Origin of the sequence: Rhodoblastus sphagnicola, from assembly GCF_002937075.1 — a bacterium.
GTDB lineage: Bacteria > Pseudomonadota > Alphaproteobacteria > Rhizobiales > Beijerinckiaceae > Rhodoblastus > Rhodoblastus sphagnicola.
Genome location: NZ_NHSJ01000126.1, coordinates 12,463 through 35,627, shown reverse-complemented (window position 1 = coordinate 35,627; position 23,165 = coordinate 12,463). Strand labels below are relative to the sequence as shown.

Annotated in this window: 22 protein-coding genes and 1 riboswitch; of the genes, 8 read left to right on the top strand and 14 right to left on the bottom strand. The window is 63.9% G+C overall.

What is annotated here, in order from left to right:
- Window positions 1-86: 86 nt before the first annotated feature.
- Both thiS and CCR94_RS20485 read right to left on the bottom strand, forming a co-directional pair.
- The gene (gene thiS / locus CCR94_RS20490; protein WP_104509709.1) at window positions 87-284 is read right to left on the bottom strand and encodes a sulfur carrier protein ThiS; all 198 of its coding nucleotides are present in this window, start codon (window positions 282-284) and stop codon (window positions 87-89) included.
- Window positions 253-1,281 carry an FAD-dependent oxidoreductase gene (locus tag CCR94_RS20485; protein WP_104509860.1) on the bottom strand — a complete coding sequence of 343 codons (1,029 nt, stop codon included), beginning with the start codon at window positions 1,279-1,281 and terminating at the stop codon, window positions 253-255. The genes thiS and CCR94_RS20485 overlap by 32 nt, the downstream gene beginning before the upstream one ends.
- 56 nt (window positions 1,282-1,337) lie before the next feature.
- Window positions 1,338-1,460: riboswitch (TPP riboswitch) on the bottom strand.
- 141 nt (window positions 1,461-1,601) lie between these two features.
- Here CCR94_RS20485 and irrA point away from each other — a divergent pair.
- The 3 genes from irrA (at window position 1,602) to CCR94_RS20470 (ending at window position 4,975) form a co-directional block, all read left to right on the top strand.
- Window positions 1,602-2,075 carry an iron response transcriptional regulator IrrA gene (irrA, locus tag CCR94_RS20480; protein ID WP_104509706.1) on the top strand — a complete coding sequence of 158 codons (474 nt, stop codon included), beginning with the start codon at window positions 1,602-1,604 and terminating at the stop codon, window positions 2,073-2,075.
- A gap of 636 nt (window positions 2,076-2,711) precedes the next feature.
- Window positions 2,712-4,637 (top strand): threonine--tRNA ligase, encoded by a 1,926-nt coding sequence (thrS, locus tag CCR94_RS20475; protein WP_104509703.1) that lies wholly within the window; start codon window positions 2,712-2,714, stop codon window positions 4,635-4,637.
- Window positions 4,634-4,975, top strand: coding sequence for an NINE protein (locus tag CCR94_RS20470; RefSeq protein ID WP_206605875.1), 342 nt, complete (start codon window positions 4,634-4,636; stop codon window positions 4,973-4,975). Before thrS ends, CCR94_RS20470 begins: the two co-directional genes overlap by 4 nt.
- Window positions 4,976-5,008: 33 nt before the next feature.
- On the opposite strand, the gene folE is transcribed toward CCR94_RS20470, so the two are convergent.
- Both folE and CCR94_RS20460 read right to left on the bottom strand, forming a co-directional pair.
- Window positions 5,009-5,641, bottom strand: a complete 633-nt coding sequence (folE, locus tag CCR94_RS20465; protein WP_104509701.1) for a GTP cyclohydrolase I FolE — start codon at window positions 5,639-5,641, stop codon at window positions 5,009-5,011.
- An 89-nt stretch (window positions 5,642-5,730) separates the two neighbouring features.
- A complete protein-coding gene (locus CCR94_RS20460; RefSeq protein WP_104509699.1) occupies window positions 5,731-7,539 on the bottom strand; it encodes an aminopeptidase P family protein in 1,809 nt (602 codons plus the stop codon).
- Between the two features lie 103 nt (window positions 7,540-7,642).
- Here CCR94_RS20460 and CCR94_RS20455 point away from each other — a divergent pair, with 103 nt between their 5' ends.
- The 3 genes from CCR94_RS20455 (at window position 7,643) to hisI (ending at window position 10,886) form a co-directional block, all read left to right on the top strand.
- Complete coding sequence (locus tag CCR94_RS20455; RefSeq protein WP_104509697.1) at window positions 7,643-8,473, top strand: pyruvate, water dikinase regulatory protein; 831 nt, start codon at window positions 7,643-7,645, stop codon at window positions 8,471-8,473.
- An 85-nt stretch (window positions 8,474-8,558) separates the two neighbouring features.
- Window positions 8,559-10,391, top strand: coding sequence for an aspartate--tRNA ligase (gene aspS, locus CCR94_RS20450; protein ID WP_104509695.1), 1,833 nt, complete (start codon window positions 8,559-8,561; stop codon window positions 10,389-10,391).
- A 102-nt stretch (window positions 10,392-10,493) separates the two neighbouring features.
- Window positions 10,494-10,886, top strand: coding sequence for a phosphoribosyl-AMP cyclohydrolase (gene hisI / locus CCR94_RS20445; protein WP_104509693.1), 393 nt, complete (start codon window positions 10,494-10,496; stop codon window positions 10,884-10,886).
- On the opposite strand, the gene CCR94_RS20440 is transcribed toward hisI, so the two are convergent.
- The 4 genes from CCR94_RS20440 to CCR94_RS20425 form a co-directional block, all read right to left on the bottom strand.
- The gene (locus CCR94_RS20440; RefSeq protein WP_104509691.1) at window positions 10,883-11,647 is read right to left on the bottom strand and encodes a TIGR01458 family HAD-type hydrolase; all 765 of its coding nucleotides are present in this window, start codon (window positions 11,645-11,647) and stop codon (window positions 10,883-10,885) included. The genes hisI and CCR94_RS20440 overlap by 4 nt on opposite strands.
- Before the next feature lie 166 nt (window positions 11,648-11,813).
- Window positions 11,814-13,517 carry a methyl-accepting chemotaxis protein gene (locus CCR94_RS20435; RefSeq protein WP_104509688.1) on the bottom strand — a complete coding sequence of 568 codons (1,704 nt, stop codon included), beginning with the start codon at window positions 13,515-13,517 and terminating at the stop codon, window positions 11,814-11,816.
- Window positions 13,518-13,648: 131 nt separating this feature from the next.
- A complete protein-coding gene (locus tag CCR94_RS20430; RefSeq protein WP_104509685.1) occupies window positions 13,649-14,863 on the bottom strand; it encodes an LL-diaminopimelate aminotransferase in 1,215 nt (404 codons plus the stop codon).
- 109 nt (window positions 14,864-14,972) lie between these two features.
- Window positions 14,973-15,326, bottom strand: a complete 354-nt coding sequence (locus CCR94_RS20425; protein WP_146090122.1) for a hypothetical protein — start codon at window positions 15,324-15,326, stop codon at window positions 14,973-14,975.
- Between the two features lie 222 nt (window positions 15,327-15,548).
- Here CCR94_RS20425 and CCR94_RS20420 point away from each other — a divergent pair, with 222 nt between their 5' ends.
- Both CCR94_RS20420 and CCR94_RS20415 read left to right on the top strand, forming a co-directional pair.
- Entirely contained in the window at window positions 15,549-17,378 is a 1,830-nt protein-coding gene (locus CCR94_RS20420; protein ID WP_104509681.1) for a PHA/PHB synthase family protein, read from the top strand.
- Window positions 17,379-17,461: 83 nt separating this feature from the next.
- Window positions 17,462-17,863 carry a hypothetical protein gene (locus CCR94_RS20415; protein ID WP_104509678.1) on the top strand — a complete coding sequence of 134 codons (402 nt, stop codon included), beginning with the start codon at window positions 17,462-17,464 and terminating at the stop codon, window positions 17,861-17,863.
- A gap of 8 nt (window positions 17,864-17,871) precedes the next feature.
- Here the strand turns inward: CCR94_RS20415 and argC are convergent, their stop codons facing one another.
- From argC to CCR94_RS20385, 6 genes are all read right to left on the bottom strand, one after another.
- Window positions 17,872-18,783, bottom strand: coding sequence for an N-acetyl-gamma-glutamyl-phosphate reductase (gene argC, locus CCR94_RS20410; RefSeq protein WP_104509856.1), 912 nt, complete (start codon window positions 18,781-18,783; stop codon window positions 17,872-17,874).
- Window positions 18,784-18,850: 67 nt separating this feature from the next.
- Window positions 18,851-19,492: a hypothetical protein gene (locus tag CCR94_RS20405; protein WP_104509676.1), complete on the bottom strand. Its 642-nt coding sequence runs from the start codon at window positions 19,490-19,492 to the stop codon at window positions 18,851-18,853.
- Window positions 19,493-19,696: 204 nt separating this feature from the next.
- A complete protein-coding gene (gene rpsI / locus CCR94_RS20400; protein ID WP_104509673.1) occupies window positions 19,697-20,176 on the bottom strand; it encodes a 30S ribosomal protein S9 in 480 nt (159 codons plus the stop codon).
- Window positions 20,177-20,178: 2 nt separating this feature from the next.
- A complete protein-coding gene (rplM, locus tag CCR94_RS20395; RefSeq protein ID WP_104509670.1) occupies window positions 20,179-20,649 on the bottom strand; it encodes a 50S ribosomal protein L13 in 471 nt (156 codons plus the stop codon).
- A gap of 143 nt (window positions 20,650-20,792) precedes the next feature.
- Window positions 20,793-21,242 (bottom strand): PaaI family thioesterase, encoded by a 450-nt coding sequence (locus CCR94_RS20390; protein WP_244594158.1) that lies wholly within the window; start codon window positions 21,240-21,242, stop codon window positions 20,793-20,795.
- A 28-nt stretch (window positions 21,243-21,270) separates the two neighbouring features.
- Window positions 21,271-23,076: an ABC transporter ATP-binding protein gene (locus CCR94_RS20385; RefSeq protein WP_425332350.1), complete on the bottom strand. Its 1,806-nt coding sequence runs from the start codon at window positions 23,074-23,076 to the stop codon at window positions 21,271-21,273.
- Window positions 23,077-23,165: the final 89 nt, after the last annotated feature.

The following is a 23,165-nucleotide window of genomic DNA, read 5'->3' as shown; positions in this document are numbered from 1 at the left end:
CGACGAGGAAAGCGGCTACCCCGGCGCCTTTCCTGTTGCGGACTCGTTGCGACCGCTGTTTCTCGGCGCGCATTTCAGCCTTCCTGTCAGCCTCCCTGCCTCGGGCTGAGGACTTCAACTCTGTCCCCGTCCTTCAACGCGGTCGCCGCGCGGTCCTTGGCGCGGACGAAAACCTCGTTGACCGCCGTGGCGACCACGGCGGAATCGTAGTCCAGTTCGCTCAGCAGAGCTTTGAGCGTCTCCGCTCTCGCATCAAGCGCTTCGCCGTTGACCGCGATCTTCATCCATCACCTCCGGGAAATAGGCGTCTTCCAAGACGACGCGCGCCGCCCGGCTTGCGAGGGGCGGCGAGAGCAGGAAACCGTGGCGGTAGAGGCCGTTGAGGTAGAGCTTTTTGCCCTCGCGGCGGATGCGCGGGAGATTGTCGGCGAAACTCGGGCGCACGTCGGAGCCGGTCTCCACCACCTCGGCCTGGGCGAAAGCGGGGTTGAGGGCGAAGGCGGAATTCACCAGCTCCACCAAACTTTCGGCGGTGACGCGGGCGCGCTCCTCGTTCTCGTACATGGTGGCGCCGACCATGATCGTTCCGTCCGGACGCGGGACCAGATAGACCGGATGGCGCGGGTGGACCATGCGCACGGGGCGGGTCAGATTGATGTCGGGGGCGCGGAGAATCATCATTTCACCCTTGACCCCACGCAGGTTCTTCAGCTCCGGCTTGGCGGCGAAACCGCGACAGTCGAGGGTCCAGTCGGCGTCGTTGGGCAGGGTTGTGGCGTCCACGCCGTAGCGCAGGGTCACGTTGGGTTTTGTGGCGAGGTGTTCGGCCAGTTTCGCCAGGGCTTGGCGGGGGGCGAGATGGGCCTCCTGCTCGAAATAGAGCGCGGTATCAAAGTTTGCGGCGAGGTCGGGTTCGAGCGCGGCCAGACCTTCGCGGTCGAGGGTGACGAAGTTTTTGGTGCGGCGGGAGAATTGGAGGAGATCGGGCCGGTCCCGTTTCGGCGCGACCACGAGGCTGCCGCGCTTTTCCGCGACCGGAAAGGTTTGCGTCCAGAATTCCAGCGCCTCTTCGCCGAGCGTTGCGACGATGGGTTCGGTCGATTCGGCCTCGCACCAGGGCGCGATCATGCCGCCGGCGTAATGCGAGCAGCCCCGCCCCGGCCCCTCGGCCTTTTCGACCAGTTCGACGGCGATGTCGCGCTTGAGCGTTTCGGCGTGGCGGACAAGTTCGAAAGCCGCCGTCAGGCCGGCGGCGCCCGCCCCGATGAGTCGTACCCGCACGAACAAACCTCCCGCATCTGTCGGCGCGGAAAGGCTCGTGCTGGAGATTTTGCAGCCGGGTCGTTTCGCGCCATCCCTCCGCCAGTACGAACTGGATCAGGTGTGAGGGTCGCCGGGCCGGTTTGTTGCAACCGCCGCCAGCCTCTCAGCCCCCTGCCGGGGCTCCCCTTGGCTTTCGCGATTCTGGCCGTGTTGCGACAGGTCGTCAAGAGCCGGCTTCGGCGTTTCTGGCGCCGGTCTTGCTTTGGTGGCAACAAGACAAACTTAGAGTCTTTCTAAGAATGTTTGACCGTGCTAATCCTGACACCGGAGAGGTAAGCATGACGGCGCAAACGACGATCAAGATTGGCGCAAAGGTCGCCAAACCGGCCTATGACTGGGTCAACGGGGCGCTGGCGCGTCTGGTGCGGGAAAAGCTGCGCGGCGCCGAATTGCGCCCGACCCGGCAGAGGGTGAGCATCGCCAGCCTGCTGTTTGTCGCCGGCGACCGCCATGTCACCGCCGAACAGGTCTTCGCCGAGGCGCAGGCGTTAAAGATGCCGCTGTCGCGGGCGACGGTTTACAATACGCTGCACCAGTTCGCAGATGCCGGCCTGGTGCGCGAGATCGCGCTTTATGGCGCAAAGGTCTGGTATGACACAAAAACCGGGTCGCATTGCCATTATTACGACGAAGACCACTCCGTGCTGTTCGACATGGAGCAGGATGTCACCCATCAGTTGCAGTTGAAGGCGCCCAAGGGGAAGCGGATTGTTGGGGTGGATGTGATTGTGAGGCTGGCGGACGATAATTGAGGGGACGGTCAAAGTCCCGGTTCGATGGCCATGATTCGAGACGGGCGCGCTGCCCCATGCGTCGCATCGGCGACAGCCGGACCCGTGGACCGCCCTCGTGGTTCGAGACGCCCGCTTGCGCGGCCTCCTCACCATGAGGGGCTACGGGATCGCAGCATGAGGGCGACGGGGACCATCGATCGTCGTGGAAATTTCTACCTTTGGTTGTTTTTGGCGCGGCCGAAATCGCGGAAAAGCGCGCGATTGTTGTGAATTTCTCGCAAAAATCCGCAAAAAACTGACGATTTTTGCCCAAGCAATTCAGCGGTTGCACACAAGATGTGCGGGGCGGCTCGGGGCTTGCCCCTTGGCGGCGACGCCTGCATTGACTTTTAATTCAATCAGTTACGCCATTTCTCCGTTACGGCGGACGTTTCACATGAAACAAATCATGAACACACTGTTGTGATTTGCCGATTTTCACTCCGGAGTCGCGCGGATTGCATTTTCACTTTTTGCGCGGCGCGCCGGCGGGAGGCTTGCTTGAACATTGCGGAAGCTGTCGCGCGCGATTGCGCGGCGGCGGCAAAATGGCTAGTTAGTGGACCTGCCTAACAGCTTACGCCGGCTCGTCTCGGCGAGTGAGCAGGAGAAAACATGATTATCGCCTTCCCCGATGGCGCGTCGCGCGCCTATGAAGCCGGTGTTTCCGGCCTCGACATCGCAAAATCCATCTCCCCTTCGCTGGCCAAGAAAACCGTCGCCATGATGCTGAACGGCGAGATGGTGGACGCCGCCACGCCGATCGCCGCCGACGCCAAGATTGAATTTTTGAACCGCGACGACCCGCGCGCGCTGGAACTGATCCGGCACGACGCCGCCCATGTGCTGGCCGAAGCGGTGCAGACGCTCTATCCCGGCGTACAGGTCACCATCGGGCCGGTGATCGAGAACGGGTTTTACTACGATTTCTATCGCGAGCAGCCGTTCACCCCCGACGATTTCGCCGCCATCGAGAAGAAGATGCGCGAGATCGTCGCCGCCGACAAACCGATCGTGCGCGAGGAATGGTCGCGCGACGAGGCGGTGGCCTGGTTCGAAAAGCACGGCGAGGCGTTCAAGGTCGAGTTGGTGGAGACGATTCCGGCCGACCAGAAGATTTCGATCTATCGCCAGGGCGATTGGCTCGACCTGTGCCGGGGGCCGCACATGCCCTCGACCGGCAAGATCGGGCAGGCTTTTAAACTGATGAAGGTCGCGGGCGCCTATTGGCGCGGCGATTCCACCAAGCCGATGTTGCAGCGCATTTACGCCACCGCCTTCGCCAAGCAGGACGACCTCGACCTCTATGTCAAGCGGTTGGAAGAGGCCGAGCGCCGCGACCATCGCCGACTCGGGCGCGAAATGGACCTGTTCCATTTCCAGGAGGAAGGCCCCGGCACGATTTTCTGGCATCCCAAGGGCTGGACCCTGTTCCAGGCGCTGATTTCGTTCATGCGACGGCGCCAGCAGGCGTTGGGCTATATCGAGGTCAACACGCCGCAGGTGCTGGACCGCGCGCTGTGGGAGACCTCCGGCCATTGGCAGACCTATCGCGAGAACATGTTCATCACCACGACGGAAGATGAGCGGGTTTTCGCGCTGAAGCCGATGAATTGTCCGGGCCATGTGCAGATTTTCAAGAACGGCTTGAAATCGTACCGCGACCTGCCGATGAAGATCGCCGAATTCGGCATTGTCCATCGCTACGAACCGTCCGGCGCAATTCACGGCATGATGCGCGTGCGCGCCTTCACGCAGGACGACGCCCACATTTTCTGCACCGAAGATCAGATCATGGCGGAAGCCATGAAGATCAACGAGATGGTCATGACCATCTACAAGGATTTCGGGTTCGAGGACATTGTGGTGAAGCTGTCCACGCGGCCGGAAAAGCGGGTGGGCAGCGACGACAATTGGGACCGCGCCGAAGCCGCGCTGCAACAGGTTTTGGACGAGTTGACGAAACAGGGCGTGAAGACCGGGATCAACCCCGGCGAAGGCGCCTTTTATGGCCCGAAGCTCGAATATACCCTGCGCGACGCCATCGGCCGCGAATGGCAATGCGGCACGACGCAGGTCGATTTCAACCTGCCGGGCCGGTTCGGCGCCTTCTACATCGGCCCGGACTCGGACAAGCAGACGCCGGTGATGATCCATCGCGCCATTTTCGGCTCGCTGGAGCGGTTCACCGGCATTCTCATCGAGCATTTCGCCGGCCATCTCCCGCTGTGGCTGTCGCCGGTGCAGGCCATGGTCTGCACCATCACCTCGGACGCCGACGATTACGCGCTGGAGATCGTGGCCCTGGCGCGAAAAGCCGGCTTGCGGGTCGATGCCGACCTGCGTAATGAGAAAATCAATTACAAGGTGCGCGAATTGTCGCTGGCCAAGACTCCCGTTCTCATCGTGGTGGGGCGGAAAGAGGCGGCGGAGCGCACCGTGTCGATCCGGCGACTCGGTTCGCAGGCGCAGACCTCTGCGTCGCTGGACGAGGCGCTGGCCAACCTGGGAGCGGAGGCGACCCCTCCGGATTTGCGATGAGTTTTGGTCCCGCCGGCGCGCCCAACCTGCTCTCGGGAGTCCCGACAATGCGCATTTGTCGGGGCTGCGGTCGTGAAATTCACGTATCCGCCCTCGCCTGCCCCAATTGCGGCGCGCCCAACACCGGCACTACCAAGCGCATCCTGCCGGCGGCGCTGCTATGCTTCTTCTTCGGCCTGTTCGGCTTCCACCGGTTCTATGTCGGGAAAATCTGGACCGGCCTGCTGCAATTGCTGACCGGCGGCGGTTTCGTCGTCTGGACCGTCTATGATCTCGTGATGATCCTGTTCGGAAATTTCACCGACAAGCAGGGCCAGAAACTTAATCTGTGGACGTGAGACTCGGCGGCGAAAGTTTCGCCGCCGCAAGCGTCACCTGCCCCGCACCAGAGTAAGAAACCGCGCCTGCTCGGCGGGATCGGTCTTGAACGGGCCGGAAAACTGCATGGTGACGGTCGAGGCGCCGGGCTTGCGCACGCCGCGCATCGACATGCACATGTGCTCGGCCTCGATCATCACCGCCGCGCCGCGCGAATGCAGGCGGGCGTCGAGCGCCGCCAGGATCTGTGCGGTCATGGTCTCCTGCGTTTGCAGGCGCCGCGCGTAAATATCGACGAGACGCCCGAATTTCGACAGGCCGAACACGCCGCCGGACGGATAATAGGCGATATGGGCATGGCCGAAGAACGGGGCCATGTGGTGTTCGCAATGGGAATAGAACGGAATGTCCCGCACCAGCACCATTTCGCCGTAACCGCCGACATCCTCGAACACGGTGTCGAGCACGTCGGAGGGATCCTGGGCGTAGCCCGCGAACAATTCCTCGTAAGCCTTTGCGACCCGCGCGGGCGTGTCGCGCAGACCCTCGCGGCTGGGATCGTCGCCGGCCCAGGCCAGCAAGGTGGCTACGGCGGCCTCGGCCTCTTCCCGGGTCGGCTTGCGCGCATCATTCTTCTCGGCGGTGCGCTCACGCTGAGGGCGGGCCGATTTCACCACATCGTCCAAGGATCGTCTCCGTCAGGCGGACCAATAATTCAAATATAGGCTGTGGCTCGGCGATTGCCAGCAGTCGCCCTGATTTTACGCAGCCGAAGCTAAACGGAAGCTGTCGCCCGCTTCAGCCAGGCGCGTTCTTTCGGCGAAAGCAGCGGCGACAGGATTTTCCGCACCCTCGCGTGAAAAGCGTTGAGCCAGGCTTTTTCATCCGCATCGAGCATTTTCGCATCGACCGGCCGCGTGTCGATCGGCGCCAGCGTCAGGGTCTCGAAGCCGAGCATGTCACGCTCGGCCCCGGCGATGTTGCGCGGCTCCACCGCCACCAGATTCTCGATGCGGATGCCGAACGCGCCCTCGCGGTAATAGCCGGGCTCGTTGGAGAGGATCATGCCCGACTCCAGCGCCACCATCCCCATTTTGGAAATGCGCGCCGGCCCCTCATGCACCGACAGGTAGGAGCCGACGCCATGGCCGACGCCATGGTCGAAGTCGAGCCCCGCCCGCCACAAGGACAGGCGCGCCAAAGCGTCGAGTTGGGCGCCGACTGTTCCGCGCGGAAACAAGGCGCGGGCGATGGCGATATGGCCTTTCAGCACGCGCGTATAGGCGTCGACAAAGGCTTTGCTGGGCGGCCCCACCGTCACCGTGCGGGTGACATCGGTGGTGCCGTCGAGATATTGCGCCCCGGAATCCACCAGATAGACGCCCTTGCCGATTTTTGCGTCGGAGGCTTCGGTCACGCGGTAATGCGGCAGGGCGGCATGGGCGCCGAAAGCCGAAATGGTGGGGAAGGACAGGTCTTTCAGCGCCCCGGTGTCGCGGCGAAAATTTTCCAGCGCCAGGGCGGCGGAGATTTCCGCGAGCTTTCCCTTCGGCGCCTGCGCGTCGAACCAGCACAGAAATTTGGTCAGGGCCACGCCGTCGCGCAAATGGGCGGCGCGGGCGCCATCGAGTTCGCGGGCGTTCTTTTGCGCCTTCATCAGCGCGATGGGGCTTTGCGCCAGCTCCACTTCCGCGCCGGCCGCGCTGGCGATTTGCGTGAGCGCCGCCGCCGCCGTGGCGGAATCGAACAGGATCCTGCGCTTTTTCCGGCCAAGCTCGGCCAAAACCGCCGGCAGGTCTTGCGGATCGGCGAGATCGGCCAGCGCGCCCAGCGCCGCGCCGACCCGAGCGGAAAGCTTGTCCGCCGCCAGGAACAGTTTCGGTTTTTCCGCACGGAAAACCAGGGCGAAGCCGAGCGCGACCGGCGTATGGCCGAGGTCGGCGCCGCGCAGGTTGAAAAGCCAGGCGAGATCGTGCGGATCGCTGACGAGGAAGGCGTCGGCCAGACCCTCGCGCAGGCGGGCGAGTTTCTTGTCCGCCTTTTCGCCGGCGTTCTTCAGCGAATGCAACGCGACGGGGCCGCAAGGCGGCGCGGGCCGGTCGCGCCACAAGGCGTCGATGGGATTGGCCTCGACCGCGACCAGCTCCGCCCCCGCGCGCCGCGCCGCCGCCTCGTAGCGCGCCACCTGCGCGGGCGTGTGCAGCCAGGGATCGTAACCGATCCGACCCTTTTTCCGCGCGTTTTGCGCCAACCAGTCCGCCGGAGGGGTTTGGTCGAGCGGGACGACGGCGAAAGCTTGCGAATCCACCTGCTCACGCGCCTGAATCGTGTAGCGGCCATCGACGAACAGCGCGGCCTTGTCGCGCAGCACGATGGCGAAGCCGGCGCTGCCGGTAAAACCGGTCAGCCAGGCCAACCGCTCCTCGCAGGGCGCGACATATTCGTTCTGGTGCGCGTCGGCGCGGGGAACGAGAAAGCCGTCGAGTTTCTCCGCCCGCAATTTTCCGCGCATTTGCTTCAGCCGGGGCGCGCCGCGCGTGGGATCGGCCGTTTCGGTGAAATCCTGATACAGGGAGTCAAACATTTTTTTAGTTAATCCCTTTTGCCGACGCAAAGAAAGAGCGCCCCGCTACACATCGCCACAAAAAACGCTAGAAAGAATGACTCGCACGCCGAAGGTCAGGACGATGAACCGCAACTATTTCCATCTTCACCTTGTGTCCGATTCCACCGGCGAAACCCTGATCGCCGTCAGCCGCGCGGTGGCGGCGCAATATCAGGGCACGGTGTCGATCGAGCACGTCTATCCGCTGGTGCGCAACGCCGACCAGCTCGCGCGGGTGATCAACGAGATCCAGTCGGCGCCGGGCATTGTGCTCTACACGCTGGTCGATCCGACCCTCAGCGACGAATTGCAATCGGCCTGCGCCGAATTCGGCGCGGTGTCGATGTCGGTGCTGGAGCCGATCGTCAACCTGTTCCATTCCTATCTCGGCCCGGCGCAAAGCCCGCGTCCCGGCGCCCAGCACACGCTCAATTCCGAATATTTCCGCCGCATCGAGGCGCTGAACTATACGATGGCCCATGACGACGGCCAGGGCGTGGATGAATTCGAGAGCGCCGACGTGGTGCTGCTCGGCGTGAGCCGGACGTCGAAAACCCCGACCAGCATCTATCTCGCCAATCGCGGCGTGAAGACCGCAAATCTGCCGCTGGTGCCCGGCGCGCCGATCCCCGAGGCGATTTTTCAGCTCAACCGCCCGCTGGTGGTCGGCCTGCTGGCCTCGCCCGAGCGCATCGTGCAGATTCGCGAGAATCGGCTGCTGTCGCTCAATGTCGCCGACAATACGCCCTATGTGGACCGCGCCATGGTGTCCGACGAGATCGCCCAGTCCAGGCGCCTGTTCAACGAGCGCAAATGGCCGATGATCGACGTCACCCGCCGCTCCATCGAGGAAACGGCGGCGTCGATCATGGATCTGCATCGCTTGCACCAGATGAAGTTCCTGTCGGATTAGGCGAGGCGACCGCCGCCGCCTCCCCTTCACGCCGGGGGCTTTTTAGGCTAGGCACGGCCCAAACTCCTTTCAAGGCTCAAGACTCATGCACGCCTATCGCTCCCACACCTGCGGCGAAATCCGCGAAACGCACATTGGCGAAACCACCCGCCTGTCCGGTTGGTGCCACCGTATCCGAGACTTCGGCGGCGTGCTGTTCATCGATCTGCGTGACCATTACGGCATCACCCAATGCGTGGTCGATCCCGATTCCCCCGCCTTCAAGCTGGCCGAGTCGTTTCGGGCGGAATGGGTGGTGCGGCTCGACGGCGACGTGCGGCGCCGTCCGACCATGGACGGCAAGAGCACCGACAATGACGAACTGGCGACCGGCCGGATCGAGGTTTATGTCCGCGCCGCCGAGGTTTTAGGCCCGGCCGGCGAATTGCCGCTGCCGGTGTTCGGCGACCAGGATTATCCCGAGGAAACCCGGCTGAAATACCGCTTCCTCGACCTGCGCCGCGAGCGCATCCACAACAACATGGTTTTGCGCGGCCGCGTTGTCGATGAAATGCGCACGAGCATGAAGGCGGCCGGCTTCAACGAGTTCCAGACGCCGATCCTGACCGCCTCCTCGCCCGAAGGCGCCCGCGATTTTCTCGTCCCCTCGCGCATCCATCCCGGCAAGTTTTACGCCTTGCCGCAGGCGCCGCAGCAGTACAAGCAGCTTCTGATGATGGCGGGCTTCGACCGCTATTTCCAGATCGCGCCCTGTTTCCGCGACGAAGACCCGCGCGCCGACCGCCTGCCCGGCGAATTCTACCAACTCGACCTGGAAATGAGCTTTGTCACGCAGGACGACGTGTTCGCCGCGATGGAGCCGATCATCACCGGCATTTTTGAAAAATTCGGCAAGGGCCGGCCGGTGACGAAGACCTGGCCGCGCATCCCCTATGCCGAGGCCTTGCGCAAATATGGCTCCGACAAGCCCGACCTGCGCAATCCCATCGTCATGCAGGAAGTGTCCGAGCATTTCCGCGGCTCCGGCTTCAAGATTTTCGCGCGCCTGCTGGAGCAGCCGAAAAACGAGGTCTGGGCCATTCCCGCGCCGACAGGCGGCCAGCGCACCTTCGCCGACCGCATGAACTCCTGGGCGCAGGGCGAGGGCCAGCCGGGTCTCGGCTATATCCTGTTCTTCGACCGCGCCAAGGACGAGACCAGCCTCAAGGAAAACCCCAATGCGTCAGGCGTTGGCGGGCGCGGTCCGCTCGCCAACAATATCGGGCCTGACAGGGTCGAGGCGATCCGTATCCAACTCGGTCTGAACGCCGGCGACGCCGCCTTTTTCGTGGCGGGCGATCCCGAGAAATTCGCGAGATTTGCCGGGCTGGCGCGCACCAAAGTCGGCGAGGATTTGAATCTCGTGGACAAGGAGCGGTTCGAACTGGCCTGGGTCGTCGATTTCCCGATGTACGAGTACAACGAGGAAGACAAGAAAGTCGATTTCGGCCACAACCCCTTCTCCATGCCGCAGGGTGGCCTTGAGGCGCTGAATACGCAGGATCCGCTGACGATCAAGGCGTTCCAGTACGACATCGCCTGCAACGGCTTTGAAATCGCCTCCGGCGGCATCCGCAACCACCGCCCGGAAAGCATGGTCAAGGCGTTCGAGATCGCCGGCTATGGCGAGGACACGGTGATCGAGCGCTTCGGCGGCATGTACCGCGCCTTCCAGTACGGCGCGCCGCCCCACGGCGGCATGGCGGCGGGCGTGGACCGCATCATCATGCTGCTGGCGGGCGAGCAGAACCTGCGCGAAGTCGCGTTGTTCCCGATGAACCAGCGCGCCGAGGACATTCTGATGGGCGCCCCCTCGCCCGCGACGCCCAAGCAGTTGCGCGAATTGCATATGCGGGTGAATGTCGAGGCCAAGAGCTGAGGCTGGCCTGGCTTTCCTGATGACGTCGGGGCTAATGCCCCTGCCCCTCACCCCTACCCTCTCCCCGCACGCGGGGAGAGGGGGTTTGATTGAGCGCTTCATATGCAGTTCCCCCCTCCTCCCACCGATAAGCATGAGCTTGAAGAAGGCCTCGCCTTCACGCCGAAATTCGATGCGCATGGGCTGATCGTCTGCGTCACGCAGGAGGCGGCGAGCGGTGAAATCCTGATGCTCGCCTATATGAATGCGCTGGCGCTGGACAAGACACTGGAGACCGGGATCGCCCATTACTGGTCGCGCTCGCGCAACGCGCTGTGGCGCAAGGGCGATACCTCCGGGCAGGTGCAAAAACTGGTGGACCTGCGCGTCGATTGCGATCAGGACGCGCTGCTGTTGCGCGTTGAGGTCGGCGGCGACGGCAAGGCCTGCCACACCGGGCGCAAAAGCTGTTTTTACCGGGCGGTTTCGCCCGAGGGCGGGCTTACGGAAGTTTAGGCCAGCAGGACATCGACCGCCTGCGCCAGGTCGTCGGCGATCAGTGTGGGCGGAGCTATCAAGCCTTCCTGGCCCGGGCGATATTTGCCGGTGCGCACCAGAATGCCCGAGAGTCCCGCCTTCATGGCGCCGCCGATATCCGCCTCCGCGTCATCGCCGATCATCGCGGTCTGGCGCGGCTGCAAACCCATGGCGTGGACGGCGCCGAGAAAGAAATCCGCCGAGGGTTTGCCGAACACATGCGCCGGCTTCTCCGAGGCGTATTCCAGCGCGGCGACGAAGCCGCCGACGTCAAGACTGAGCTTTTGGTCCCAGTCGAGGTAATTGCGGTTGCGCGCCAGCGCGAGGAAGGCGGCGCCGTCCTGGATCAGGCGGAAAGCCCTGTTCAGATTGGCGTAAGTAAAGGCCTCTCGGGCGTCGCCGATCACCACGGCGTCCTCGCCGGGTTCGAGGCCGTCGAAATCTTCGACGAGACCGGGGTGGATCAACAGGTATGGCTTTTGGCCCGCCGCAACGAGGGCGTCGCGGGCGAGACTCGCCGGGGTGAAGAGATCGTCAGGTTTTACGATGAGGCCGAGGGCGGCGAGATCCGCGATCAGGCGGCGATGCGGTTTCGTCGTGGTGTTGGTGACGAAACGCAGGGGGATTTTCGCCTCGCGCAGCCGGTCGATGGCGGCCAGGGCTCCGGGCAGCGGACCGCCGCCAACATAAACAACGCCGTCGAGATCGAGAAGCAGGCCGGCAATGGCGGAGAGGGGCATGGGATGCTCCAGGCTGAAGCCATGCTCTCACGACCACGGGGGCCGGCGCAAGGCTCCATCACGCCGCCCGAACGCCTGAGTTTTGTGCGCGCGCCTACGCCGCACGCACATCCCGGTTTTGTGCGTGCGGCTAAGCCGCACGCACATCCCGGTTTTGTGCGCGCGCCTACGCCGCACGCACCTGCGCCAGAAACGCGTCGCATTCCTCGCGCAGCTTTTGGGTGTGGCGCGACAGGCCCATCACGGAATCCAGCACCTGATTGGCCGATGCGCCCGATTGCCGCGAGGCGTTGCGCACTTCGTCCATCACCTTGGTCAGCTCCGCTGTCCGGGCCGCCGATTCGTGGACGTTCTGCGCGATTTCCCGCGTCGCCTCGCCCTGCGAGGTCACGGAAGCCGCAATGGCCGAGGCGATGGAATTGACCTCGTGGCTCGCTTCCGTCATCGCCCCGATGCAGCCCGCCGCCTCCTGCGAGGCGCGCTGGACATTGCCGATCTGGTCGGCGATTTCGGCGGTGGCGCGCGTGGTCTGTTCCGCCAGCGACTTCACCTCCTGCGCCACCACGGCGAAACCGCGCCCCATTTCGCCCGCGCGCGCCGCCTCGATGGTGGCGTTGAGCGCCAGCATGTTGGTCTGCTGGGCGATGCTGGTGATCAGCTCCACAATGCCGCCGATGTGCTGGATGGCGCCGCTGAGTTCCTCCATGCGTCCGTGGGTCTTGTCGGCCTCCGTTTCCGCATTGGACGACACCCCCCGCGACCGGTTGGCCTGGCCGCCGATTTCCTCCACCGAATGGGCGAGTTGCTCGGCCGCCGCCGCCACCGAACGGATGTTGGACGCCGCCGTGTCCGCCGCGCGCGCGCCGATTTCCGCCTGTTCGCCGGTATAACCCGCCTCCTTCGCCAGCGAACGCGCCACCGTCTCCAGTTGATGCGCCGCGCCCGCCACCGCTCCGACGACGCCGCCGACCGCCGCCTCGAACCGTTCCGCCAGGGCGCGCATGTCGCCGGAGCGCGCCTGCGCCGCCTCGCGGCGCGCTTCCGCGCGCTGCGCGCTCGCCGCCCGGTTGCTTTCCTCCAGACTTTGCTTGAAGGCTTCGACCTCGCGCGCCATCGCGCCCAGTTCGTCAGCGTTTTGCAGGCCGGGTAGCGCCGCGTCATAGTGGCCCTGCGCCATCCGCCGCAGCGCGCCGGTCATGCCCGTCATCCGTCCCGCGATGAAGCGGCCGACGCCGAGGGCGAGGGCGACGAACAGGACCACGAGCGGCGTCACATAAAGGGCGACGCGCCCGGCCACCGCCATGATTTGCGCGAGATTGTCGTCGAGATAGACGCCGCTGCCGACCACGAGTCCGAGTTCGGGAATGGATTTGACATAGGCGAGCTTGTCCACGAGCGCGCCGCCGCCGCCAGGTTTCTTCCAGATGTAGGTCGTGAAGCCCTCGCCCTGCGTCCGCGCGAAATCCGTCAGGATCCGGAACGGATGGCCGCCATTCGGGTCGGTGACCGCCAGCAGATCCGTGCCTTCGACTTGCGGCGTGGCCGGCGCCAACAGTCCCACGCCGTCGAGCGAGACGGCAAAAATGTAACCGGATTGTCCGAAGCGCAGCGGACGCAGCCGCTCAAGGCCGGCGCGGATCGCCGCCTGCCGGTCGCCGCCCGTCTCGTTGACGCTCACCTTGAGGATTTGCGAGGCCATGTCGACCTCGGCGCGCAGTTCCGCGCGGCGATGCTCCAGCGTCTCTTGGTAGAAATTGACGAAGGCGATGCCGGTGCCGAGCGCCATCGTGGCCAGCGCGGCCAGCGCCAGCGCCAGGACCATTTGAGTGATGGAAAGCGAAAAACGGAGGCGCGGGGTATCGCTGCGCATTGCGGCCAACTCCAGGAAAAGTGCCGCAATCTCGCCGAATCCGCTTGCGCGAGGCTGGTTAATCCGCTTTCAGGAGCGACGACTGTTCCCTCTCCCCGCAGGCGAGGAGAGGGAGAGAATCCCGCCTCTGCTCAGGCCTGCGCCTGCGCCGGGATCATGTTGTGCAGCGTGTCCTCGCCATCGAAGAAGCGGCGGATGCCGCGCGCCGCCTGGCGGATGCGCTGCTCGTTCTCGACCAGCGCCAGCCGCACGTAATCGTCGCCGTGCTCGCCAAAGCCGATTCCGGGCGCCACGGCGACATCCGCCTTCTCGATCAGCAGTTTTGAAAATTCGATGCTGCCGAGCGGGCGGTATTTCTCCGGCACCGGCACCCAGGCGAACATCGAGGCCGAAGGCGCGGGGATATGCCAGCCCGCCTGCGCGAAACTCTCGACCATCACGTCGCGCCGCCTCTTGTAAGTGGCGCGCATTTCCTTGATGCAATCGTCCGGGCCGTTGAGCGCCGCGGTGGCGGCGACCTGGATCGGCGTGAACGCGCCATAATCGAGATAGGACTTCACCCGGCTCAGCGCGTTGAGCAGGCGCTCGTTGCCGACCGCGAAGCCGACGCGCCAGCCCGCCATGGAGAAGGTTTTCGACAGGGAGGAGAACTCGACGCAAATATCCTTGGCGCCGGGCACCTGCAACACCGAGGGCGGCGGGTCGTCGTCGAAATAGACCTCGGCATAGGCGATGTCCGAGAGAATGTAGATGTCGTGCTTCTTCGCGAAGGCCACGAGATCGCGATAAAAATCCAGCGAGGCCACCATGGCGGTCGGGTTGGACGGATAGCACACCACCACGGCGATCGGCTTGGGGATGGAATGCATGATCGCGCGCTCGGCGGCGCGGAAGAATTCCTCGTTGGGCTCGATCGGCACCGAGCGGATCACGCCGCCCGCCATCAGGAAGCCGAAGGCGTGGATCGGATAGGACGGGTTCGGGACCAGCACCACATCGCCCGGCGCGGTGATGGCCTGCGCCATATTGGCGAAACCTTCCTTGGAGCCGAGCGTCGCCACCACTTCGGTGTCGGGGTCGAGCTTGACGCCGAAGCGACGCTCGTAATAGCCGGCTTGCGCCCGGCGCAGACCGGCTATGCCCTTGGAGGCGGAATAGCGGTCGGTGCGCGGCTTGCCCGCGGTCTCAACCAGCTTGTCCACGACATGTTTTGGCGCGGGAAGATCGGGATTGCCCATGCCGAGATCGATGATGTCGGCGCCGGCGGCGCGGGCCTTGGCCTTGAGACGATTGACCTGTTCGAACACATAGGGCGGCAGGCGCCGCACGCGATAAAAATCGCTCATCAATCTCGTCCTCATGCTTTGGCCAGGCCGTTTTTCCATCTTGGCCGTGGGAATCTGCTGATTAGCACCGGGATTGACCGGTGTCAGGCGCTTTTTGGAGCGAATCGCCTCAGAACTTGTCGGTGATCGCCGGCGGTTTCGGCGCGGGCGCCAGTTGCTCGACAGCCTCGGATTGCAGCTTCTTCTGTCGGCCCTGCGCCCGGTTCTTGTCCGCGACCAGAGCGGCGTCGTCGGCCGCCGTCTGTTCCTGCGTTTTCAGGGGGATGCGCTTCTTTTCCGGCCCGAGGAAAGGCACGAAGTCCATTTTCTCCTCGTCCGGCCGGCTTTCGCGCACGAAGTCGGGGCGCTCCCCCGTCGGCGCCGTCAGGCCGATGGCGTTGGTGACCGCGCGCAGCGGATTCTCCTGCCCCCAGGCCGGCGCCCCCATCGACGCGGCGAGGCCGGCGAGAAGGGCTGCGACCAAGGTCGCGTCCTTGCGGAAACTACGGCGTCCCACTTTTAAAGGCGGGGCGAAAAAGTGCGGCATTGGACCTTGGTTTTCTGTTCGAGCGGTATAACCTAACCAATAGGCGACAGCCTATCGGATAACTACGCATATTGTCACATAACGTCTTATTATGTCCGAAACGGGACGGCGGCCCCACAGGCCGCACGAAAAGAGCCCGACAACAGGTGAGGAAACCCCATGAACGTGAGTCCGGGGAAGCAATTCGAACAAGCCGGCCAGACATCCGAAAGCTCGTCCTCGAACATGCCCGATTTCGAGCGCATGGCCGACAATTTCGCCAAGGCGGTGGAACATGGCGGCAAGGCGCTCGCCGCCATGGTCAAGCCGGTCGAGGAAGGCAAGGTGAAGACCGGCTTTGCCGACGATGTCGCCGACGCCGTGAAAACCTTCGGCCACGTGGCCGAGTACTGGCTGTCCGATCCCGTCCGCACCATCGAGGCGCAGACCAGTCTGTCCAGCAGCTTTCTCGACCTGTGGACCAACACGCTGCGCCGCATGGCGGGCGAAGAGACCAAGCCGCTGATTCCCGTCGACCCGCGCGACAAGCGCTTCGTCTCGGAAGACTGGCAGGCGCATCCGGCTTTCGATTTCCTGCGCCAGGCCTACAGCATCACGTCCTCCTGGTGCGACCAGATGGTCGAAGGGGCCAAACTCGACAAGCGCACCCATGACAAGGCGGCTTTTTACGTCCGGCAGGTCGCGGCGGCGCTGGCGCCGTCCAATTTCCTGCTGACCAATCCGGAAGTGCTGCACGCCACCTGGAAGGCGGACGGCGAAAATCTCGCGCGCGGCATGAAAATGCTGGCCGAGGACATCGAGGCCGGCGAGGGCACCCTGCGCATCCGCCAGACCTCCGGCGAGAATTTCAAGCTCGGCGTCAATCTCGCCACCACGCCGGGCAAGGTGGTGTTCCGCAACGAACTGATCGAACTGCTGCAATATGCGCCGACCACCGAACAGGTTTTCAAGCGGCCGCTGCTGATCGTCCCGCCCTGGATCAACAAGTTCTATATTCTCGACCTCAACCCGGACAAGAGCTTCATCCGCTGGGCGGTGTCCCAGGGTCTGACCGTGTTCTGCATTTCCTGGGTCAATCCGGACGCCCGCCACGCCGACAAGGATTTCTTTTCCTACATGACCGACGGCGTGTTCGCCGCGCTCGACCGGATCAAGAAAATCACCGGCGAGCGGCAGGTGACGGCGATCGGCTATTGCGTCGGCGGCACGCTGACGGCGGCGTCGCTGGCCTATATGGCGGCGAAGGGCGACGACCGCATCGCTTCCGCGACGTTGTTCACCACCCAGGTCGATTTCACCTATTCCGGCGATCTAAAGGTGTTCGCGGACGAGGACCGCATCAAGAACATCGAGCATGAGATGGAACTGTCCGGCTATCTCGAAGGCAAGTCGATGGCCAACGCCTTCAATATGCTCCGGCCGAACGACATGATCTGGTCCTATGTCGTCAACAATTACCTCAAGGGCATCGAGCCGATGGCCTTCGACCTCTTGACCTGGAACAGCGATTCCACCCGCATGCCCAGGGCAAACCATTCCTATTACCTGCGCAACTGCTATCTGGAAAACCGCTTCGCCCAGGGCGAGATGGTTTTGGGCGACGTGAAGCTGGATTTGGGCAAGATCACCATCCCCATCTACAATCTCGCCACCAAGGAAGACCATATCGCGCCGGCGAAATCGGTGTTTCTGGGCGCACAACTGTTTGGCGGCGAGATGCGCTATGTGATGGGCGGCTCCGGGCATATCGCCGGCGTGGTCAATCCACCCGGCCCCAAGCCGAAATACCAGTACTGGACCGGCCCCCGCCCCGAGGGCGCGTTCGAGGACTGGGTCGCCAAGGCGGACTCGCATCCGGGTTCGTGGTGGCCGGATTGGGTCGCCTGGGTCAGCGCGCAGGCGCCCGAAAAGGTGAAAGCCCGCAAGCCCGGCGGCCGGTGCAAGACTTTTGGCGACGCGCCCGGCGACTACGTGCGGGTGAAGGCTTAAAGCGGCGCCCCTCTTGCCCCTTCGGTGACAGTATATATTAGACGTTCCCTTTCGGAACGTTTTCGCCGGCGGGGAGCCGCAAAATGAAACAGTTCGCTTTCTTGCTCGCGATATCAGCCGCGCTGGCCTTGACCGGCGCGGCTGTCGCCGCCCCGGCCGGACCTTCGCATCGCCCGCCCTTCCATGCGCCTGGTTTCGCCCACCATCATCCCGGCGGCCCCCACGGTCATCATCACCGCCATCATGGCGGAGGCAATGGATTCGGCTGGCCCCTGTTCGCGCCGCCGCCCATGGTGGAAAGTCGCGAGTTCGTCACCCACGACTTCGTCTATCCCGGAGCGTTCCGCCCGCGCCTCCCCCGCGTGACCGTCCTGACGGACAAGCCGGTGGTGTTCCGGCAACCGCCGCACATCATCGAACTCGGACACCGCAAACATCGCCAGCCGATCTTTGTCGTGCGGCGCGGGGTGATGTCCGAAGAGTGAGGCCGGGGTTACAGCCCCAGCATCAGTTCCATATTCTGCACGGCGGCGCCCGAGGCGCCCTTGCCGAGATTGTCGAGTCTGGCGACGATCACAGCCTGGCGATGCGCGGCGTTGGCGTAGACGCGGATTTCCAGATCGTTGGTATTGTTGAGCGCCTGCGGCTCCAGCTTGCCGCCCGGCTCCGGCGTCACGACGCGCACAAATTTCGCGCCGGCGTAATGTTTTTGCAGCGCCGCTTCGATATCGGCCGCCTCGGGCTGGCGCGGAAGCGTGTCGAGCGCCAGCGGCAGGCTGACCAGCATGCCCTGGCGGAAATTGCCGACCGACGGCGCCAAGATCGGCCGTCGCGCCAGCCGGCCATAGGCCATGATTTCCGGGATGTGCTTGTGCTCCAGGCCCAGCGCGTAAAGCTCGAACGGCGCCGCCTGTCCGGCTTCGTAGGCGGCGATCATCGCCTTGCCGCCGCCGGAATAGCCGGACACCGCGTTGATCGCATGGGTCTCGTCGGCCGACAGCAGGCCCGCGTCGATCAGCGGGCGCGCAATCGCGATGGCGCCGGTGGCGTAGCAGCCGGGATTGCCGACCTTTTGCGCCGCCTGGATCGCCTCTGCCTGACCGGGGCACAGTTCGGGAAAGCCATAGGTCCAGCCCGGCGCGACGCGGTGCGCTGTGGAGGCGTCGAGAATCTTTGGCGCTTTTTCGCCCAGTGTGTCGGCCAGCGCCACGCTCTCCCTGGCCGCGTCGTCGGGCAGGCAGAGGATGACCAGATCGACATTCTTGTAAATTTCCGCCTTGGCGGCGGGGTTCTTGCGGTCATCCGCCGAGATCGAGGCCAGCGTCACATCGGCGCGCCCGTCGAGGCGCTCGCGAATCTGCAAGCCGGTGGTGCCGGCTTCGCCGTCGATGAAGATTTTGGCCATGGCGGTGTTCCTGCTGCGGCGCGCGTAAAACAAAACAGCGGACCTATAGCCCGCCGCTTTTGCGTTTTCATGTCTTTTTTGCGCAAGCCGCCGTCCCGCGCCATTTGCTCAGCACGACATGCGAGGGAAACCAGAACACGGCCAGCAGACCCGACATCAGCGTGACCAGCCAGAGCGACGGCGCCATCCAGCGCTGCGGCTCGGTGTCGGACGGGCCGAAGACATAATCGACGTTGACAGCGGCGAGGCCGGCGTCGGGCGACGGCGGGGGCAGGAAGAAATAGCTCACCAGCATGGCGCTCCAGGCCAAACCCGTCCAAGCCAAAAGGGCGCGACGGTCGTAGCCGAGCTTCCACACCAGCCAGACCAGCAGGACCGGCAGCCAGCCGTGGAACAGCGACAGGCCCCGCAGGAAGGCGGAGGAGTCGGCGAACATGTAGTCGGTGACGCCGGTGATCTTCAGGCCAAAGGCGTGGGCGGCGAAATCCAGCACCCACAGGATTTGCGGCGCGACAATGCCGCAGGCGCCCATGGAAATCAGCAATCTGTCCTCGCGCCACAGGCCAAAAAACGTCAGCAGCAGCGCCATGTCGCAGAAATAGAGAAAGTTCGCCGGGCCGTAATTATGCCAGTAGACCGGGACGAGGACAGCGACGAAGGCGGAATAGGCCAGTTTGAGCCAGAGCGGCGCGGCGGATTTTTGCGGCATGGACACTGGCCCTCTAATAATATGAACATTGTTCATTGTCTTGCGGACCGACGCAAGGGGGGCGCGGGAATGGTCAATGCAGGGGGAGCGCGGTCCCCTCCCCGCAAGCGGAGAGAGGGAGAAAACCGCCGGGCATCTTTCGCTTTCCCCAACGAAAAACGGCGGGCCAAGGCCCGCCGTCGAAAGCTTGGAAGCTGAGAAAACTCAGCGCTTCGAGAACTGGAAGCTTCTGCGCGCCTTGCGCTTGCCATACTTCTTACGCTCGACCACACGCGAGTCGCGGGTAAGAAAGCCTTCCTTCTTCAGAACCGGGCGCAAGCCGGGCTCGTAATAGGTCAGGGCTTTCGACAGGCCGTGGCGCACCGCGCCGGCCTGGCCGGACAGGCCGCCGCCGGCCACCGTGACCATGATGTCGAACTGGTCCACGCGGGCGGTGACGCCGAGCGGTTGCTTGACGATCATGCGCAGCACCGGACGGGCGAAATAGACGTCGAGTTCGCGGCCGTTGACGGTGATCTTGCCGGCGCCGGGCTTGATCCAGACGCGGGCGACGGCGTTCTTGCGCTTGCCGGTGGCGTAGGCGCGGCCGAGCTTGTCCAGCTTCTGCACATGGACGGGCGCTTCCGGCGCGGGCGCAGAGGTCGCGGCCTTCAGGTCCTGCAAGGAGGAGAGGGTCTCGCTCATGGTCAGTCTCTCCGGATGTTCTTGGAATTCATGGCGGCGACGTCCAGCACTTGCGGGTTCTGGGCCGCATGGGGATGTTCCGCGCCCTTGTAAACGCGCAGGTTGCCGAGCTGCTTGCGCGCCAGCGGACCCTCGGGCAGCATGCGCTGCACGGCTTTTTCCACGATGCGCTCGGGGAAACGGCCCTCAAGGATGAACTTTGCCGAACGTTCCTTGATGCCGCCGGGATAGCCGGTGTGGTGGAAATAGATCTTCTGGTCGCGCTTGCGGCCGGTCAGAACCACCTTGTCGGCGTTGATGACGATGATGTTGTCGCCGTCATCCATATGGGGGGTGAAGGTCGCCTTGTGCTTGCCACGAAGGCGCAGCGCGATGATCGAGGCGAGGCGGCCGACAACCAAACCCTTGGCGTCGATCAGCACCCATTTCTTCTCGATTTCGGCGGCCTTGGCCGAATAGGTCTTGCCGTACATGTCTCTTTTTTCCGTTGCAGCGCGGGTGAAAAACCCGGCGGGAGGATGCCGGCTTTTACGGGCGCCCCGGAGTCCTGTCAACGGTTTTGCGCGCGAAAAGCGCGAAAATACTGGCGTTTCAGCCGCACGGTATCATAATACCGCTATTTTGCGGCCGGCGGGATCGAATAGGTCCCCACCGCATGGGCGACGGGTTCGACGTCTCCGTCGGCGAACAGGGTCGCCTCCCCCACCGCCAGCCTTTTGCCGAGCTTCAGCAGGCGAATCTCCACAATGACATCGCCATGGGGCGGCTTGCGCAGGAAATTGATGTTGAGATTGGTGGTGACGGCGAGCGCCACCGGGCCGATATGGGCGAGGATCGCGACATAGAGCCCGACATCGGCGAGCATGAACAGGGCCGGGCCGGACACGGTGCCGCCGGGCCGCAGGTGGCGCTCATCGGCGATCAGACGCAGGCGCGCCGTCATGGGGCCTACGCTCTCAACCATGACGGAGCGCCCGCCGTGATGCAATTGCGGGAATTCCGCTTCGAGGAAGGTCTCGACTTCCGCAACGGTCAGAACCGGTTGCTGCAGGGTCTTGCGATTCATGGCTGGCGCCTGTGGGAGCGGCGAATTCCTACTCGGCGGCGGCCTCCGCGAGCAGGGCGGCGCTTTCGAACTGACTCTTGTACAGCAGGGCGTAAACCCCGCCTTTCGCCAGAAGCTGGTCCTGGCCGCCGCTTTCGATCACCTTGCCGGCTTCGATCACGCAAATGCGTTCGGCGCTGGCCACGGTGCTGAGACGATGGGCGATGACCAAAGTGGTGCGGCCCGCGCACAATTGCTTCAGCGCCTCCTGCACCGCGCGCTCCGATTCGGTGTCGAGCGCGGAGGTGGCTTCGTCGAGCAGGATCAGCGGCGCGTTCTTCAGGAAGGCGCGGGCGATGGCGATGCGCTGGCGCTGGCCGCCCGACAATTGCATCCCCTGCTCGCCCACGGGCGAATCGTAGCCGCATTCGAAACTGGCGATGAAGTCATGGGCGAAGGCGGCCTTGGCGGCGGCCTCGACTTCCTCCCGGCTGGCGCCGGGCCGGCCGTAGGCGATGTTCTGGTAGATCGAGCCCTTGAACAGGAAGGTGTCCTGGCCGACATAGCTGATCTGGCTGCGCAGAGACTGGCGCGTGTATGCGCAGATGTCCTGACCGTCGATGAGGATTCGGCCCGCCGTCGGGTCGTAGAAGCGCAGCAGCATGGCCATGGTCGTCGTCTTGCCGCCGCCGGAGCGACCGACCAAAGCAGTGGTTTCGCCGGGTTCGGCGACGAAGCTGATCTTGTTCAGCACGTTTTCGCCGGCGCGATAGGCGAAGTCGACGGCCTCGAACTCGACCCGGCCCTGCGTGATCTTCAGCGCGGGCGTGCCGGGCTCTTCACGCTCCGGTTCGTTCCGGTCGAGGAATTCATAGAGCATTTGCACGCCCAGCAGCGATCCCGCCAGATCGACCTGGAGGCGGGCGACGCGCTTCAGCGGTTCGGTGGCCAGCAGCAGAGCGGTGATGAACGCGAAGAAGGCGCCGGGCTCCGCGCCATTGTAGATGACGCGGTAGCCGCCATAGACCACCACCGCGGCGATGGCGACGCCAGCGAAGGTTTCCATCAACGGGCTGGAGCGCGATTGCACCCGCGCCAGCTTGTTGGCGGCGCTCTCGAAGGAGCGGATCGCCTCGTGCTGGCGCGTCCGCATGAAGTCTTCGAGCGTGAAGCTCTTGACCACGCGAATGCCTTGCGCCGTTTCCTGAAGGCTTTCGAGAATGGCCTGGAATCCCGAGAACTCGGTCATCATGACCTTTTTCGCGCGGTTACCCAGCTTGCGCGTGCCCACGATGGCGCCCGGCATGATCACCACCGCGAGAATCGCCAGCACCCAATCCTGCTGAAACATGGCGAAGATCAGGCCGATCGAGGTCAGGATGTCCCGGCCGAGCGCGGTGACGAGCATGTTGAGCGTGCCGCTGGCCGCGCCGGAAATGAAGGCCTGCCGCGCGATGAAATCGGTCGAATGGGTCTGGTTGTAGAACGAAAGGTCGAGAGCCAGCATCTTGTCGAAGATGCGGGTCTGGATCTCCGCCACGATATTGTTGGCGACGCGCGTCAGCACCACCACCTGGCCATAGGTGGCGAAACCCTTGGCCACGTAGATGGCGACGATGAAGGCGCCGATCGCCCACATCGCCGTGATCGACTTGTCGACGAAAATGCGGTCGATAATGTCCTTCATGACATAGGCGGACAGCGTGGTGCAGGCGGCGATGACGCCCATCATCGCGAAGGCGATGACATAGGCCCGGACGTGCTTGCGGCCCTGTTCGCGCAGCAGCCGCTCGATCAGATGCATCTGACCGGCGCTGAACCACTTTTTTTCCAATTTATCAGAAAGCCAGGACAATCAATATCTTCCGCGAGCAAGCCATGACAGTCTCCTCCGCGCTCCGGCTGCGGGAGCGCGGAAAACCGCGCCTTGATGAGGGTTTCAGC